We start from the raw sequence: 12968 nt of genomic DNA on the forward strand, positions 1-12968 counted from the left end.
CTGTCAATAGATTTCCTTCTTTTAAATGCGAAAAAATAATGTTTTTGAAATCTGATCATGTAGCGAAGCCATATTATCCTATTTATTCACTGCTAATAACTGGGAATTCTCTAATCTTGCTAACCACTTTTCTAAATAAATTTGATTGTTTTTTTGCTCAAATGAATCTTGAGTATCCAATGGATAAGGTAAAAGTCCTAAAATCGCGGCTGTGGTTACACAAAACATGGACTTTTGGAAACTCATACAAATTTGTATTCGCAAATCATCTTCACTTCTGAGACTGCGACGATAAATATTATGTAAATATTCTGGCAAATAATGACGCATATCTTGCATTAATAATGTGGGAGGAATTCCTGCACCACCAATAGGTAAAGGATCTGCGTATAATGCACCATATTGGAATCGAGATTGATCTGGAGGAACTTGATATGCTTGAGCGTTTAAAGACACTGTTCCTAAAAATGGTGTACCTCTAAAAAATACGGCTTCTACATAAGGAACTGCGGTATCTGCAAGGAAGGTTAAACCAACTGATTTGGGAATCAGATCATAGACTTTATCGCCTATTTTGACACTGTATGTAATTGGTGTCATTGCATCTGCAACTAAAGCCAGTTTAATATGTTCTACAACTTGGGGAATTGATTTAATTTGTCCGTTGTCATAGCGATCTGATAGACTCAGAAACATATCAGCCATGACTCGCCAAAATTGACCTAAACCAGTGTAATAAGCGGAGACTCGTAACTGTTCTATTAAGAATTCGGGAAACAGTTCATTAAGTCCCAAAATCAGGGGATTATATTTAAATTTAGCAGCAATAACAGCTTTAGCTCTATCTTGAAATTCTTTAGTATCTAAATATGCGTCTAAACCACCACCACCATGCCACATCATGGTTTTCATGCAATATTCAGCATATTCAAAATTAATCCGATCATGCCATAAATGGCGGAATAATTTAGCAAAAGAAACATCACCATCAAAATATTTAAAGAAGGGAAAAAATATTAAAAATTGATGTTCAGCAATGTAGATAAGATTTTTAGAATAAGCATCTAAAACCACTCCATAACTTTTAAGAATGCCAACAACTTCTAAAACGTTTTCGGGACTATCTTTGAGTAATGCTTCTCCAGTTTGTAATCGGTGAATATATTCAGACAAAGGGTTGTAGGTGGGATTTTTTTGAGTTTTCATGATGTCAATTCTCCTGGAATTCAACTGTCTTAACTATGATTTTTGGGATTTTTTTGATTTGTTTGATGATCTGGTTGTGGTGATTATCGGCCTCCACTGTCTTAACTATGATGTTTGGGATTTTTTTGATTTGTTTGATGATCTGGTTGTGGTGATTATCGGCCTCCACTGTCTTAACTATGATGTTTGGGATTTTTTTGATTTGTTTGATGATCTGGTTGTGGTGATTATTTTTCTCGGAAAGTTAAGAATCCAATAGTTCCCGATTTGCTACTAGATGATGATTATTCGTTTTTACCATTGTGGTAATTGTGGCTTGGGTATAATGGACTAACCAATTAGGTTGAATGCCGAAAATAACGATCGCTACTGCTAGAATGATGGCAGGGATGCGATCGCTCCAATACACACGAGGTAAGTTCATCACTGCTGCTGATAACCGCCCAAAAAAGGCACGATTCAGGAGAATTAGGAAGTAAACCGCAGTTAAACCATTTCCGAGCATTGCTAACAATGTTTGTACCGGAAAAACTGCAAAACTGCCCCGAAAAACAATAAATTCGGAAATAAATCCCACCATTCCCGGTATACCTGCACTGGCCATAACGGCAAAAATCATTAAACTACCAATAACTGGTAAACCTCGTTCTGGGTTTAATAGTCCCCGAATGACATTTAAATCTCGACTACCAGCTTTTTTGTAAACAACTCCTACCAACAGAAATAACATAGCGGATATTAATCCGTGACTAATCATTTGCATTACTGCCCCCAAGACGCTGAGGGGTGTGGATGCGGCTGCTGCTAACAAAACATAGCCCATGTGGCCAATAGAACTATAAGCCACCATTTTTTTCATGTCTGTTTGCGCGATCGCACAGGATGCCCCAAACAAAACGCTAACTACTGCCCATGTAGCTAACCAAGGTGCTGCATAAGCCCAAGCATCTGGCAATAAATTCATGCCAAATCGCAGTAAGCCATAAGTCCCTAATTTTAATAATATCCCAGCCAACAGCACAGATATGGGTGTGGAGGCTTCCACGTGGGCATCTGGTAGCCAAGTATGAAAGGGAACGAGGGGGATTTTAATACCAAATCCTACTAAAATGCCGACAAGGAGTAAAATTTGCGTTGCTAAGGGTAGAGATTGGCAATTTAAGGTTGCTAGTCCAAAACTGGGAGAACCACTCAACCAAACCATACCCAGGAAACTGGCTAAAATAACGATTCCTGAAAAAGCTGTATAAATCAGAAATTTTGTGGCTGCATAACCTCGTTTTTCACCTCCCCAAATCGCAATTAGCAGATATAGAGGTATTAATTCCAATTCATAAAACAGGAAGAATAATAATAAATCCTGTGCTAAAAATGCTCCTATCACCCCAGCATTTAATAGCAGAATTAGAGAGTAGTAAAATCTCGGACGTTGTTGGGATTCATCGCTGCTATAAATAGCAATACAGGTTAATAATCCATTAAGAATTAACAACGGGAGAGATAAACCATCTATCCCCAGATTGTAGTTTAAGCCAATAGCATCTACCCAAGGTAAGGATTCAGCAAATTGTTGACCAATTTCTCCTGGGTTAAACTGAGTTGCTAGGAAAATACTCCATGCGAAAATAATCACGCTAAAGACGAAAGCAATGATTCGGGATAGTTTACCAGAGATGGTAAAAGGATAGAAACCAATAAAAGCCGCACCAATTAACGGCAGTAAAATCAATGTACTCAGCATAGAAGTTGGGGAGGTTGGGGAGGTTGGGGAGGTTGGGGAGGTTGGGGAAGAATATTACCAATTACCCATTACCAATTACCCATTACCAATTACCCATTACCTAAAAAGGCAATTTGTCGAATAAACCTAATGAGAAACTAATGGCAAAACCGAGGATGCTAATGACAATGAGGATTGTTAGCATATAGCCTTGGGATTGACCAGAAATGCTGTATTTCAAACTTTGTCCGCTAAAAATCGCAGCAAAGCCGACTAAGTTGACTAGACCATCTACCAAAAAGCGATCGCTCCACGCGGATATCCTCGATAACAGCGCCACAGCACTTACAATCGTTAAGCGATAAATGCGGTCTATGTAAAAATCATAGCCTAATAAATCTTGGATAAATCTCCAAACCAAAATTCTCGATCTTGACCAGGCTTTGTGGAGATGAATTGTTGCGCCAATAGTTACTCCAGCAACCGTAGAAGCGACTAAAGATCCAACTATATACCAATCGAGGCTTTCCCAGCTAGGTAATAAATACCATTGCTGTAGCATCAGCGGTAATAATAGAGTGAGTATAGTTAAAGTCACCATTGGTAATGCCATTGGCCAGGCAACTTCTGGAGCGCGGCGGCTTTTGGGTTGGGGTTGTCCCCAAAAAACTAACCGGAATACCCTAGTTAAATTCAAAGCCGTTAAGCCATTAACTAAGATTAAAACCACAATTACCCAAGGGCTAATTTTGACTAAGCCATCAGCCCATGCTATCATTGCCCAAAAACTGCCCAGTGGTAGTAGTGTTACCATACCTGCTGAACCGACGACAAAAGCTGTGGTTGTGGCTGGCATTCTTGACCACAAACCCCCCATTTCTGTCAAGTCTTGAGTTTGGGTAGTGTAGATAACTGAACCAGAACTCATGAATAACAAGGCTTTGGCAATAGCATGACTCAGAAGTAACATTAACGCCACTCCACCCTGTTCCAAGCCTACCGCTAAAAATACCAATCCCATGTAAGCACTGGTGGAATGGGAGAGCGATCGCTTAATATCAATTTGGGCAATAGATACCAATGTTGCTCCCACTGCTGTCATTATCCCCAGCACCACTAAAGTATTTAAGGCAATGGGGGACAAAGATAATAATGGTTGAACTTTGTAGAGAAAATAAGCACCCCCACCTACCACTAGAGAGTTTCGCATCACCGAAGCTGGGTTCGGTCCTTCCATCGCTTCGTCTAACCACAGGTGCAGGGGAAATTGGGCGCACTTACCCGCAGGACCAGCAATTAAACCTAAACAGAGTAAAGTTGATGTGACTGGATTTAAATCAGCAGTTTGCGCCCACTCATACAAATCCGAAAAATTTAAGCTGCCGGCTAAAGTAGAAAGAGTCACTACAGCCATCAATAGCAACAAATCTCCTACCCGCTTCGTTAAAAAGGCATCTCGCGCCGCGGTCACTACCAAGGGTTGAGCATACCAAAATCCGACCAGTAAATAAGTAGAAAGAGTGAGAACTTCCAGCAAAGCATAGCTGAGAAACAAGGAATCACTAATTGCTAGACTACTGAGGGCGGCTTCAAAAAATCCCACCAGACCAAAAAACCGGGCTAAGGACCAATCTTTTTCCATATAGCCTAGTGCGTAAATTTGCGCCAACAGACTTAATCCAGTAATTAAAACTGTCGCCCCCACACTGACTACGGAAATTTCTAAAGCAAAAGATAATTGAAAATCAGCAGCTTGAAACCAAGTAATTACTAAATTTTCTTGATCCCGATTCCAGATATCTTTAAATACTAATAAACTATGGACAAAACCCAAGATGGTAGTCAATAAGTTCAAGTAGGCCGCAGGTCTTGGTCCTGTACGTTGGATGATTCCTATGCTCCAAGGCAAAGTTAAAATTGCCCCTAGTAAGCTATAAAGAGGCACGAACCAACTTGTTAAAAATAGAAACTCATTCATCTAATATTTTCCTTGACAACTCAGTTCCGATTCTCTTAAACAGCCTTTAAATAATCATTTGCTCAAAAAACAATATCTTTGAGAAAATCTATGTTTTCTTAACTTTTCTTAGCTCAATATGCCTAAGCACATTTACTTTAGATTAGCCTATTGTTGAGCTATTAAATATAATTTAACATTTTAGATATTCTAATAATTGTTGAACAACATTTTTTATTTTTCTGCTTTTTTTAAATTTGTTTTTTAGATACGTTGGTAAAATTTGCAGATTTTTACCCACTGTTTATGGCAATAGCGAATCACAGGAAAGATATAGCCAGTAGCTCGTCTATCCCATATATAGCACTCACCAATCCTCCTCATCAAAGAATTAGCTTGGGCTATGAACTATAGTAATTCTCAAACTGATAAAGAAATTATAAAGCATAAGTTGTCACTGTAGGGATCAGTAAACTTTAATGTCACAAAAGACCCTATAAAGTTTTGTTAACTTTTTTTAATCTATTTTATTACAAACTATTATAGTAATTTATGTTGCCAGAGATGCCAAGGTTTCATAAGCTAAGATGTGGCGGTATTTTGAAATCAGGATGAGCATCCCCGTCCAAAATTTCCATCCATAGTTCTAATTCGATTAATTTTTTAGGAGTTCTGCGATGCCAATTGCAGTTGGAATGATTGAAACTAAAGGCTTTCCCGCAGTAGTAGAAGCTGCTGACGCAATGGTGAAAGCCGCCCGTGTGACTTTAGTAGGATATGAAAAAATTGGTAGCGCTCGCGTTACAGTCATTGTCAGGGGAGATGTTTCTGAAGTGCAAGCTTCGGTAGCTGCTGGCGTTGAAGCGGCAAAAAGAGTCAACGGTGGTGAAGTGGTATCTACCCATATCATTGCTCGCCCCCACGAAAACTTAGAATATGTCTTGCCAATTCGTTATACAGAAGCCGTAGAACAGTTCCGCGCTTAGTTTAAATCTGGTACAAGTAAAAATTTAATTTAAGGACAAAAACAAATGTCAATTGCAGTAGGAATGGTAGAAACTCTAGGCTTTCCAGCCGTAGTCGAAGCTGCTGATGCCATGGTAAAAGCTGCTCGTGTTACCTTGGTGGGTTATGAAAAAATCGGTAGTGGTCGGGTAACAGTTATCGTGCGTGGTGACGTTTCCGAAGTTCAGGCTTCTGTCGGTGCGGGAGTAGAATCAGTTAAGCGCGTCAATGGTGGACAAGTGCTATCTACCCACATCATTGCTCGTCCTCACGAAAACTTGGAATATGTCCTCCCCATTCGTTATACCGAAGATGTAGAACAATTCCGGGAAGGTGTTAACACAATTCGCCCTTTCGGTAGAAGACCATAATTAATAATGCAAATTGCCAGAGTTCGTGGCACAGTAACTAGCACCCAAAAAGATCCCAGTCTGCGGGGTGTGAAGCTACTAATGTTGCAATTAATAGATGAAAATGGCAATCTCCTGCCAGTATACGAGGTAGCAGCCGATAACAGTGTAGGGGCAGGAGTGGATGAGTGGGTACTTGTCAGTCGTGGCAGTGCTGCTCGTCAATTATCAGGTAATGAACAACGACCGTTAGACGCAGCAGTAGTGGCAATTATAGACACCATTTACGTTGAAGATCGTGTGATTTACAGCAAAAAAGACCAGTATAGATAGTCAGGGAAGAGGTAATGGGTAATGGGTGATGGGTAATAGGTGATGGGTAATAGGTGATGGGTAATAGGTGATAGGTGAAAACTTACCAATGACCAATGACCAATGACCAATGACCACTGACCAATGACCAATGACCAATGACCAATGACCAATGACCACTGACCACTGACAAAAAGCTTATTTCAGGAGGAATCTCGCAATGGTAGTCCGCAGCACGGCGGCACCCCCAACCCCGTGGTCAAGGAGTTTAGCAGAACCAAACATTCATGAAACTGCATTTGTCCACTCTTCTTGTAACCTCATTGGTGATGTCAATATAGGTGCAAATGTAATTGTTGCTCCGGGGACTTCGATTAGAGCCGATGAAGGGACACCTTTTTGTGTTAGTGAAAATACTAATATTCAAGATGGTGTGGTCATTCATGGGTTGGAGCAAGGCCGAGTCGTTGGTGATGATGGCAAGAAGTACTCAGTATGGGTTGGGAAAAGTGCCTCCATTACCCACATGGCACTGATTCATGGACCTGCTTACGTTGGCGATAGTTGTTTTATTGGCTTTCGTTCTACGGTATTTAATGCCAGGGTGGGTGCAGGCTGCATTGTCATGATGCACGCCTTAATTCAGGATGTGGAAATTCCACCGGGTAAATACGTAGCTTCTGGATCAGTAATTACTACCCAGCAGCAAGCGGATAGATTGCCAGATGTCCAAGTGCAGGATCAAGAATTTGCTCACCATGTAGTCGGGATTAATCAGGCTTTGCGGGCTGGTTATCACTGTGCTGCGGATAGCAAGTGTATTGCGCCTATTCGGGATGAACTTAATCTTTCCGTAGCTAAATCTTATACAAGCATTGAAGTCGAAGAGTTAGAAAGGAGCAGTGACGTGGCGAGCTATAGCTTAGGTGCAGAAACAGTAGATCAATTACGTTATCTACTAGAACAAGGATTTAAAATTGGGACAGAACACGTAGACCAAAGACGGTTTCGGACAGGTTCTTGGCAAAGTTGTCAAGCCATTGCAACTCGGTCTTTAGGTGAAGCTGTTTCTGCTGTAGAGTCTTGTTTGAGAGACCACAGCGGCGAATATGTGCGTCTATTTGGGATTGACAACAACAGAAGACGGGTATTAGAAACTATTGTTCAACGTCCTGAAGGTGTTGTTGCTGGTACATCTAGCTTTAAAGCCCCTGCTGCTGCATCTGCTGGCAGTTACAACGGTAATGGCAACGGTACTGCTGTTGGTAGTGCCAAACTGAGTGCGGAAACTGTAGATCAAATCCGTCAACTTTTGGCTGGTGGTTTCAAAATTGGGACAGAACACGTAGATGAGCGCCGTTTCCGTACAGGTTCTTGGGATACTTGTCAACCAATTGAATCTAATTCGACTCAAGCAGTTGTATCTGCTTTGGAAGAGTGCATTGAAACTCATCAAGGCGAGTATGTACGTTTAATTGGGATTGACACCAAAGCTAAACGTCGCGTATTGGAAGCAATTATCCAAAGACCAAACGGACAAGTAGTATCTTCTGGTAGCACCAAATCATTTACCAGTACAAGTTCTGGAACTGCAACCGCAACGGCGACAGCTACCAGCACCCGTTTAAGTACCGAAGTAGTAGATCAATTGCGCCAACTGTTGTCCAGTGGGGCAAAAATTGCAATTGAACACGTAGATCAACGCCGCTTCCGCACAGGTACTTGGACAGTTGCGGGTCAAATTCAGGCTACATCTGAAAGAGAAGCGATCGCTGCTTTAGAAGGATATGTTTCTGAATATCCAGGCGAATATGTGCGTTTAGTTGGTACTGACCCCAAAGCCAAACGTCGCGTACTAGAAGCAATTATCCAACGTCCATAAAGAGGCAGGGTCCAGGAGGCAGGGTGCAGAGAGTAGGGGAGAACATTTTTTTCCTTCTTCTTTCTAACCACTGACCACTGACAACTGTACGGGCAAAGCATTTGGAGAACTATTTTTGGCAATGAGCGATAATTTATCTTCTAAATGCTTCGCCCCTACTGACAACTGACAACTGTACGGGCGAAGCATTTGGAGAACTATTTTTGGCAATGACCGATAATTTATCTTCCAAATGCTTCGCCCCTACTGACAACTGTACGGGCAAAGCATTTGGAGAACTATTTTTGGCAATGATAGATAATTTATCTTCCAAATGCTTCGCCCCTACTGACAACTGACAACTTCCGGCTTCCGAGGTAATAAATTCCATGTCTGTATCGCTGCTACGCCTGGGCGATAGATTTGATGCTCATATTCATGGCGACGTGATTATTCATCCCAGCGCGGTATTAGCTCCTGGGGTAGTTTTGCAAGCAGCTACTAATAGTAAAATTGTGATTGGTGCTGGTGTATGCCTGGGTATGGGGTCAATTCTCCAAGTAAGTGAGGGTATTCTAGAAATAGAAGCAGGCGCAAACCTGGGAGCCGGTTTCTTGATGGTTGGTGAAGGCAAAATTGGGGCTAATGCTTGTATTGGTGCAGCGACAACGGTTTTTAACTGTTCCGTAGCACCAGGTCAAGTTATTCCCTCTGGTTCAATTTTGGGAGATAATAGTCGGCAGATTGTTGAACCTTCAGCGGTACAACTAGAATCTACCAATCCTCCCCCAGAGAAACCAGAGGAATCAGCCGAAAAACTTGAATCTCCTCATTCTCAACCAGAGAAACCAGAGAAACAGGAAAAAGTATTTTCCTCAACTCAACTCTCGGTTGCGGCTTTTCTGGAGTTTAAACATCAATCTACGCCTGTATCTCCACCTTCACCTACACCGAAAAGCCAGTCTCCACCAGAGTCAGAAACGGCTGTGGTGGGTGATGCTACGTCGCTTGAAACTACGCTCCCAGAGTCTACAGAAACTACCACTGAGGACATAAAACCCAGCGAGTCTGATCTGGAAACTCACAATATTTTTGGCACGCAAATTTATGGACAAGGTAGCATAAATAGGCTGCTGAGTACATTATTTCCCCATAGACAATCTTTGGGCAACGAAAACTCTAACAATTCTTCAGGTTAAGTGTTAAGTATGAAGTGTGAACTTAAGTCCATATTGAAATGCTAGTTTTCATTCTTCTGTGATTGAAGACGCTATACGAACCTTATCCTGGAAAATTTAGATGGAAACATACAATCAACACGCTTTGAGTACGATTCACGCAGCACGTCGCCGTGATAGCCTCAAAGATACTGCTTTGGGTATGGTGTCAACCCTCAGTTTCCCCGCTATAGTTGGCACGGCTGACATGATGTTAAAGTCGGCTGGGGTCCACTTGGTTGGTTATGAAAAAATTGGTAGTGGTCATTGTACAGCAATTGTCCGAGGTGGCATTGCTGATGTCCGCTTGGCTGTGGAAGCTGGTGTACAAACGGCTGAACAGTTTGGCCAGTTGGTTTCTAGTTTGGTGATTGCGCGTCCTTATCCTAATTTAGATATAATTCTACCTATTAACCGTCTGACTCGATTTATGGGAGATGGTGGTGGATACAGCCGTTTGAGTAATCAAGCCATTGGGTTGGTGGAAACTCGCGGATTTCCCGCTATGGTTGGCGCTTGTGATGCTATGCTTAAAGCTGCTGATGTGCAATTAGCATCTTATGAGAAGATTGGTGCTGGTTTGTGTACGGCAATTATTCGCGGTTCGGTTGCTAATGTGGCTGTAGCTGTGGAAGCAGGTATGTTTGAAGCGGAACGCATTGGTGAGTTAAATGCAGTTATGGTGATTCCTCGGCCATTAGATGAGTTGGAGGAAACTTTGCCTGTGGCTAGTTGCTGGCTGGAAGAACGTCAACCAGTTAATATACCCATTAATATTAAAGATAAAATAACGGATGTGGAAGCGATAGAGTTGCCTGATTTGGCAAAACTGCCTGTGAGAGTTAAGGAAGAAATTTGGAATGATGAATAATGAGCAGCTATTTTTTCTAGATACCAATCATGTGACTTTAACCTAATTACCTCTGCTCGATCTTTGACTTTTTGTGGTAAATCCCTTGTTCTTAGGTTCAACAGGGTTTTATCTTGCTCACGAGTTAAAAATACCCTTAAACGAGCGCCCATATTTTAATTACCTCAGTAGATTGATTTTCCGTATTTACTCATAACTCATATTAGCAATTACCAATTACCAATCTCCAACTGCTATGATAGCTACCCACAATCCCGCTGTTTTTGTTTTGGTGATTGAACCAGATGAAACCTTGGCTAATCAATTAGCTTTTGATTTGCAAGAAGCTGGCTATGATGCCATTGTGACCCATGATGCAGCCAATGGATTAAAATACTGTAGTGATGCTTCCAGGAATCAAAGTCATCGCCAACCTGCTTTAATTGTTGTAGACCGAATGCTCGTCGGTGAATCAGGACTATCTTTGTGTAAAAATCTCAGAAATATCGGCAATCGTTCTCCTATACTGGTTCTGATGGCCAGAGACACAGTAGATGATCGGATAGCTTGTTTAGACGCTGGTGCTGATGATTACATCCTCAAACCTTACCGTTCGGAAGATTTGTTAAGGCTGGTTCGTCTGTATCTCAAACCTGATATTGATACCGCAGAGCAATTACGCTTTGGGGATCTGATTTTAGATATAGGAACCCGTCGGGCTTTTTACAAGAGTAAGGCCATTGACTTAACCATGAAGGAATTTGAACTCTTAAAGTTCTTAATGGAACATCCCCGTGAAGTATTAACTCGTGAACAGATTTTAGAAAATGTTTGGGGTTACGACTTTACGGGTGAGTCCAATGTCATTGAAGTATATATTCGTTACCTCCGGCTCAAAATTGAAGAAGAAGGTCAAAAACGCTTAATTCAAACTATACGCGGTGTAGGTTACGTACTCAGAGATTCGTAAAATCTATAAAATCTAAATTTGTAGGCAATTTTGCAAAAATTAAGTAAGATAGTCAGAATCTAAATTGCATAAATAATTTAATTAGTGATTTGGTAAGAGGTGATTAGTAAAATCATCACTTTTTCCCTATTCCCTGTTCCCTATTCCCTAGACAACTTATGGTTTCTTGGCTTAGTTTATGTTCAATATTACTTAGTATATTACTGATGGGCTGTTCATCACCTACCACGGCTCAATCTCCAGTCGTAACACCGGAATCATCAACCCAAACACCAGTAAATACTGGACAAAATCTGCCAATTTCTGCTGAAGCTATACTTCCTAAAAATATAAAAATTCAGTTAGAAGTAGCACGAACACAAGAACAGCAACAGATGGGTTTGATGTATAGACTAGCTTTACCAGATAACCGAGGAATGCTATTTTCTTTTGCGAACCCACAACCAGTAAAATTTTGGATGAAAAATGTACCTGTTGCCTTAGATATGGTATTTATCCAAAAAGGTGTAGTTCAGTACATCCAAGCATCTGCTCCTCCTTGTGGCATAGAACCTTGTCCCACCTATGGTCCTAATGTACTGATAGATCAAGTAATTGAACTGAGGTCAGGACGAGCCGCAGAACTAGGCTTAGATAAAGGAGATCAGGTCAAAATTGATTTCCTAACTTCTGATATTTCTCAGTAAACAGGATCAATATTTTCTGACAATGATCCCGGTTGGATATAGCAGAAGTCTTTATTCTGAATTTTTATCGAATACAGAATTGTTTTGTCAAAAAAAATATTACCTAACCTGGCACAAATAGTAGTAAAGAGGTTAATATTTAGCAGTAACTTGAATAACATCGGATTTTAGTTTTTTCCAGTTAAAATCACAACTCAGGGTTGAGTAGCAAAAATCTCTCTTTTGACGCAAGTGTAAATAGTCGTCAATAGAGGAATATAAGCTATGAAATCTTTTTTACTTAAACCAGAACAAAAAAACTTGAATGATGTTAGTGTCACCATTAACATCATGGTTAAAGTATTACCTAAATATTATCCTGATGGAACACATAAGTCACTGTATTAGGGATTTCCCCCGTGATTGTAAGTACCTTGGTTTAGTAGTACATTCATGTAGGTTAATACTTTACAAAAAAGGTTATTTAGAAAATTTTTTTATACCACCTTTAACTTTTATTTACTTACAGCAATGTGACAAATAAAATACTGGTTATACAATACCCACAAAATTAGATAAGCAATCTATGATCATCAATTCTACTCAAGGAGGTAAGATACAAATGACACCATCAAGATATTCTCGGCTAATTAATTTTCTCCAAGAAGATTTGGCAATTTCCGCCGCTTCCCTAGCTGTAGCATTACGTAACCGTGATCAAGATCCTGGTTCTTTAACCATGACTCTTTGGCAATATGGGTTAATTACTCTAGAACAGTTAGAACAAATTTATGATTGGCTAGAGACTGCGTAACAATTGACAATTGACAATTGACAATTATCAATTATCAATTA

Annotated in this window: 16 protein-coding genes; 10 read left to right on the plus strand and 6 right to left on the minus strand. The window is 40.6% G+C overall.

Annotated elements, in window-relative coordinates; all coding sequences use genetic code 11:
* Positions 1-78 precede the first annotated feature (78 nt).
* The gene (locus tag FJR09_RS02165; protein ID WP_168653891.1) at positions 79-1206 is read right to left on the minus strand and encodes a CO2 hydration protein; all 1128 of its coding nucleotides are present in this window, start codon (positions 1204-1206) and stop codon (positions 79-81) included.
* On the opposite strand from FJR09_RS02165, the gene FJR09_RS02170 reads away from it, so the two are divergent.
* A complete protein-coding gene (locus FJR09_RS02170) occupies positions 1205-1465 on the plus strand; it encodes a hypothetical protein (RefSeq protein ID WP_085929747.1) in 261 nt (86 codons plus the stop codon). The genes FJR09_RS02165 and FJR09_RS02170 overlap by 2 nt on opposite strands.
* On the opposite strand, the gene FJR09_RS02175 is transcribed toward FJR09_RS02170, so the two are convergent.
* Positions 1451-2947 (minus strand): NADH-quinone oxidoreductase subunit M, encoded by a 1497-nt coding sequence (locus tag FJR09_RS02175; RefSeq protein WP_168654007.1) that lies wholly within the window; start codon positions 2945-2947, stop codon positions 1451-1453. The genes FJR09_RS02170 and FJR09_RS02175 overlap by 15 nt on opposite strands.
* Before the next feature lie 100 nt (positions 2948-3047).
* Positions 3048-4904: an NAD(P)H-quinone oxidoreductase subunit F gene (locus FJR09_RS02180; RefSeq protein ID WP_015080433.1), complete on the minus strand. Its 1857-nt coding sequence runs from the start codon at positions 4902-4904 to the stop codon at positions 3048-3050.
* 656 nt (positions 4905-5560) lie between these two features.
* Between FJR09_RS02180 and FJR09_RS02185 the strand changes: the two genes are divergently transcribed.
* From FJR09_RS02185 to FJR09_RS02195, 3 genes are read left to right on the plus strand one after another with little or no spacing between them, the layout of a single operon-like run.
* Entirely contained in the window at positions 5561-5869 is a 309-nt protein-coding gene (locus FJR09_RS02185) for a carbon dioxide-concentrating mechanism protein CcmK (protein WP_015080434.1), read from the plus strand.
* 45 nt (positions 5870-5914) lie between these two features.
* The gene (locus FJR09_RS02190; RefSeq protein ID WP_015080435.1) at positions 5915-6259 is read left to right on the plus strand and encodes a carbon dioxide-concentrating mechanism protein CcmK; all 345 of its coding nucleotides are present in this window, start codon (positions 5915-5917) and stop codon (positions 6257-6259) included.
* Positions 6260-6265: 6 nt separating this feature from the next.
* On the plus strand, positions 6266-6571 hold the full coding sequence (locus FJR09_RS02195) for a EutN/CcmL family microcompartment protein (protein WP_015080436.1): 306 nt from the start codon (positions 6266-6268) through the stop codon (positions 6569-6571).
* On the opposite strand, the gene FJR09_RS02200 is transcribed toward FJR09_RS02195, so the two are convergent.
* The gene (locus FJR09_RS02200) at positions 6572-6730 is read right to left on the minus strand and encodes a hypothetical protein (protein ID WP_168652412.1); all 159 of its coding nucleotides are present in this window, start codon (positions 6728-6730) and stop codon (positions 6572-6574) included.
* A 40-nt stretch (positions 6731-6770) separates the two neighbouring features.
* On the opposite strand from FJR09_RS02200, the gene FJR09_RS02205 reads away from it, so the two are divergent.
* The gene (locus tag FJR09_RS02205; protein ID WP_015080437.1) at positions 6771-8432 is read left to right on the plus strand and encodes a ribulose bisphosphate carboxylase small subunit; all 1662 of its coding nucleotides are present in this window, start codon (positions 6771-6773) and stop codon (positions 8430-8432) included.
* Between the two features lie 63 nt (positions 8433-8495).
* Here the strand turns inward: FJR09_RS02205 and FJR09_RS25710 are convergent, their stop codons facing one another.
* The gene (locus FJR09_RS25710) at positions 8496-8621 is read right to left on the minus strand and encodes a hypothetical protein (protein WP_256370232.1); all 126 of its coding nucleotides are present in this window, start codon (positions 8619-8621) and stop codon (positions 8496-8498) included.
* On the minus strand, positions 8566-8802 hold the full coding sequence (locus tag FJR09_RS02210; RefSeq protein WP_254433015.1) for a hypothetical protein: 237 nt from the start codon (positions 8800-8802) through the stop codon (positions 8566-8568). Before FJR09_RS02210 ends, FJR09_RS25710 begins: the two co-directional genes overlap by 56 nt.
* Here FJR09_RS02210 and FJR09_RS02215 point away from each other — a divergent pair.
* The 5 genes from FJR09_RS02215 to FJR09_RS02235 all read left to right on the plus strand — a co-directional run bounded on the left by FJR09_RS02215 (position 8801) and on the right by FJR09_RS02235 (position 12927).
* Positions 8801-9610 (plus strand): carbon dioxide concentrating mechanism protein, encoded by an 810-nt coding sequence (locus FJR09_RS02215; protein ID WP_015080438.1) that lies wholly within the window; start codon positions 8801-8803, stop codon positions 9608-9610. The two genes, FJR09_RS02210 and FJR09_RS02215, sit on opposite strands and share 2 nt — an antisense overlap.
* Before the next feature lie 100 nt (positions 9611-9710).
* On the plus strand, positions 9711-10499 hold the full coding sequence (locus tag FJR09_RS02220; RefSeq protein ID WP_168652413.1) for a BMC domain-containing protein: 789 nt from the start codon (positions 9711-9713) through the stop codon (positions 10497-10499).
* 235 nt (positions 10500-10734) lie between these two features.
* Positions 10735-11448 carry a response regulator transcription factor NblR gene (gene nblR / locus FJR09_RS02225; RefSeq protein ID WP_168633558.1) on the plus strand — a complete coding sequence of 238 codons (714 nt, stop codon included), beginning with the start codon at positions 10735-10737 and terminating at the stop codon, positions 11446-11448.
* Positions 11449-11606: 158 nt separating this feature from the next.
* Entirely contained in the window at positions 11607-12134 is a 528-nt protein-coding gene (locus FJR09_RS02230; protein ID WP_015080441.1) for a DUF192 domain-containing protein, read from the plus strand.
* Between the two features lie 565 nt (positions 12135-12699).
* A complete protein-coding gene (locus tag FJR09_RS02235; protein ID WP_015080442.1) occupies positions 12700-12927 on the plus strand; it encodes a DUF2949 domain-containing protein in 228 nt (75 codons plus the stop codon).
* The last annotated feature ends 41 nt before the right edge of the window (positions 12928-12968 follow it).

The sequence above is a fragment of the Dolichospermum sp. UHCC 0406 genome (assembly GCF_009712025.1).
GTDB lineage: Bacteria > Cyanobacteriota > Cyanobacteriia > Cyanobacteriales > Nostocaceae > Dolichospermum > Dolichospermum lemmermannii.

What these genes read in the sequence shown, in the direction of transcription:
- FJR09_RS02210 (WP_254433015.1), bottom strand. Translation starts at nt 8,802, where the DNA reads ATGGAATTTATTACCTCGGAAGCCGGAAGTTGTCAGTTGTCAGTAGGG.
- FJR09_RS02190 (WP_015080435.1), top strand. Translation starts at nt 5,915, where the DNA reads ATGTCAATTGCAGTAGGAATGGTAGAAACTCTAGGCTTTCCAGCCGTA.
- FJR09_RS02220 (WP_168652413.1), top strand. Translation starts at nt 9,711, where the DNA reads ATGGAAACATACAATCAACACGCTTTGAGTACGATTCACGCAGCACGT.
- FJR09_RS02165 (WP_168653891.1), bottom strand. Translation starts at nt 1,206, where the DNA reads ATGAAAACTCAAAAAAATCCCACCTACAACCCTTTGTCTGAATATATT.
- FJR09_RS02180 (WP_015080433.1), bottom strand. Translation starts at nt 4,904, where the DNA reads ATGAATGAGTTTCTATTTTTAACAAGTTGGTTCGTGCCTCTTTATAGC.
- FJR09_RS02235 (WP_015080442.1), top strand. Translation starts at nt 12,700, where the DNA reads ATGATCATCAATTCTACTCAAGGAGGTAAGATACAAATGACACCATCA.
- FJR09_RS02215 (WP_015080438.1), top strand. Translation starts at nt 8,801, where the DNA reads ATGTCTGTATCGCTGCTACGCCTGGGCGATAGATTTGATGCTCATATT.
- FJR09_RS02205 (WP_015080437.1), top strand. Translation starts at nt 6,771, where the DNA reads ATGGTAGTCCGCAGCACGGCGGCACCCCCAACCCCGTGGTCAAGGAGT.
- FJR09_RS02195 (WP_015080436.1), top strand. Translation starts at nt 6,266, where the DNA reads ATGCAAATTGCCAGAGTTCGTGGCACAGTAACTAGCACCCAAAAAGAT.
- FJR09_RS02175 (WP_168654007.1), bottom strand. Translation starts at nt 2,947, where the DNA reads ATGCTGAGTACATTGATTTTACTGCCGTTAATTGGTGCGGCTTTTATT.
- FJR09_RS02230 (WP_015080441.1), top strand. Translation starts at nt 11,607, where the DNA reads ATGGTTTCTTGGCTTAGTTTATGTTCAATATTACTTAGTATATTACTG.
- FJR09_RS02170 (WP_085929747.1), top strand. Translation starts at nt 1,205, where the DNA reads ATGATGTCAATTCTCCTGGAATTCAACTGTCTTAACTATGATTTTTGG.
- FJR09_RS25710 (WP_256370232.1), bottom strand. Translation starts at nt 8,621, where the DNA reads ATGCTTCGCCCGTACAGTTGTCAGTTGTCAGTAGGGGCGAAGCATTTA.
- nblR (WP_168633558.1), top strand. Translation starts at nt 10,735, where the DNA reads ATGATAGCTACCCACAATCCCGCTGTTTTTGTTTTGGTGATTGAACCA.
- FJR09_RS02185 (WP_015080434.1), top strand. Translation starts at nt 5,561, where the DNA reads ATGCCAATTGCAGTTGGAATGATTGAAACTAAAGGCTTTCCCGCAGTA.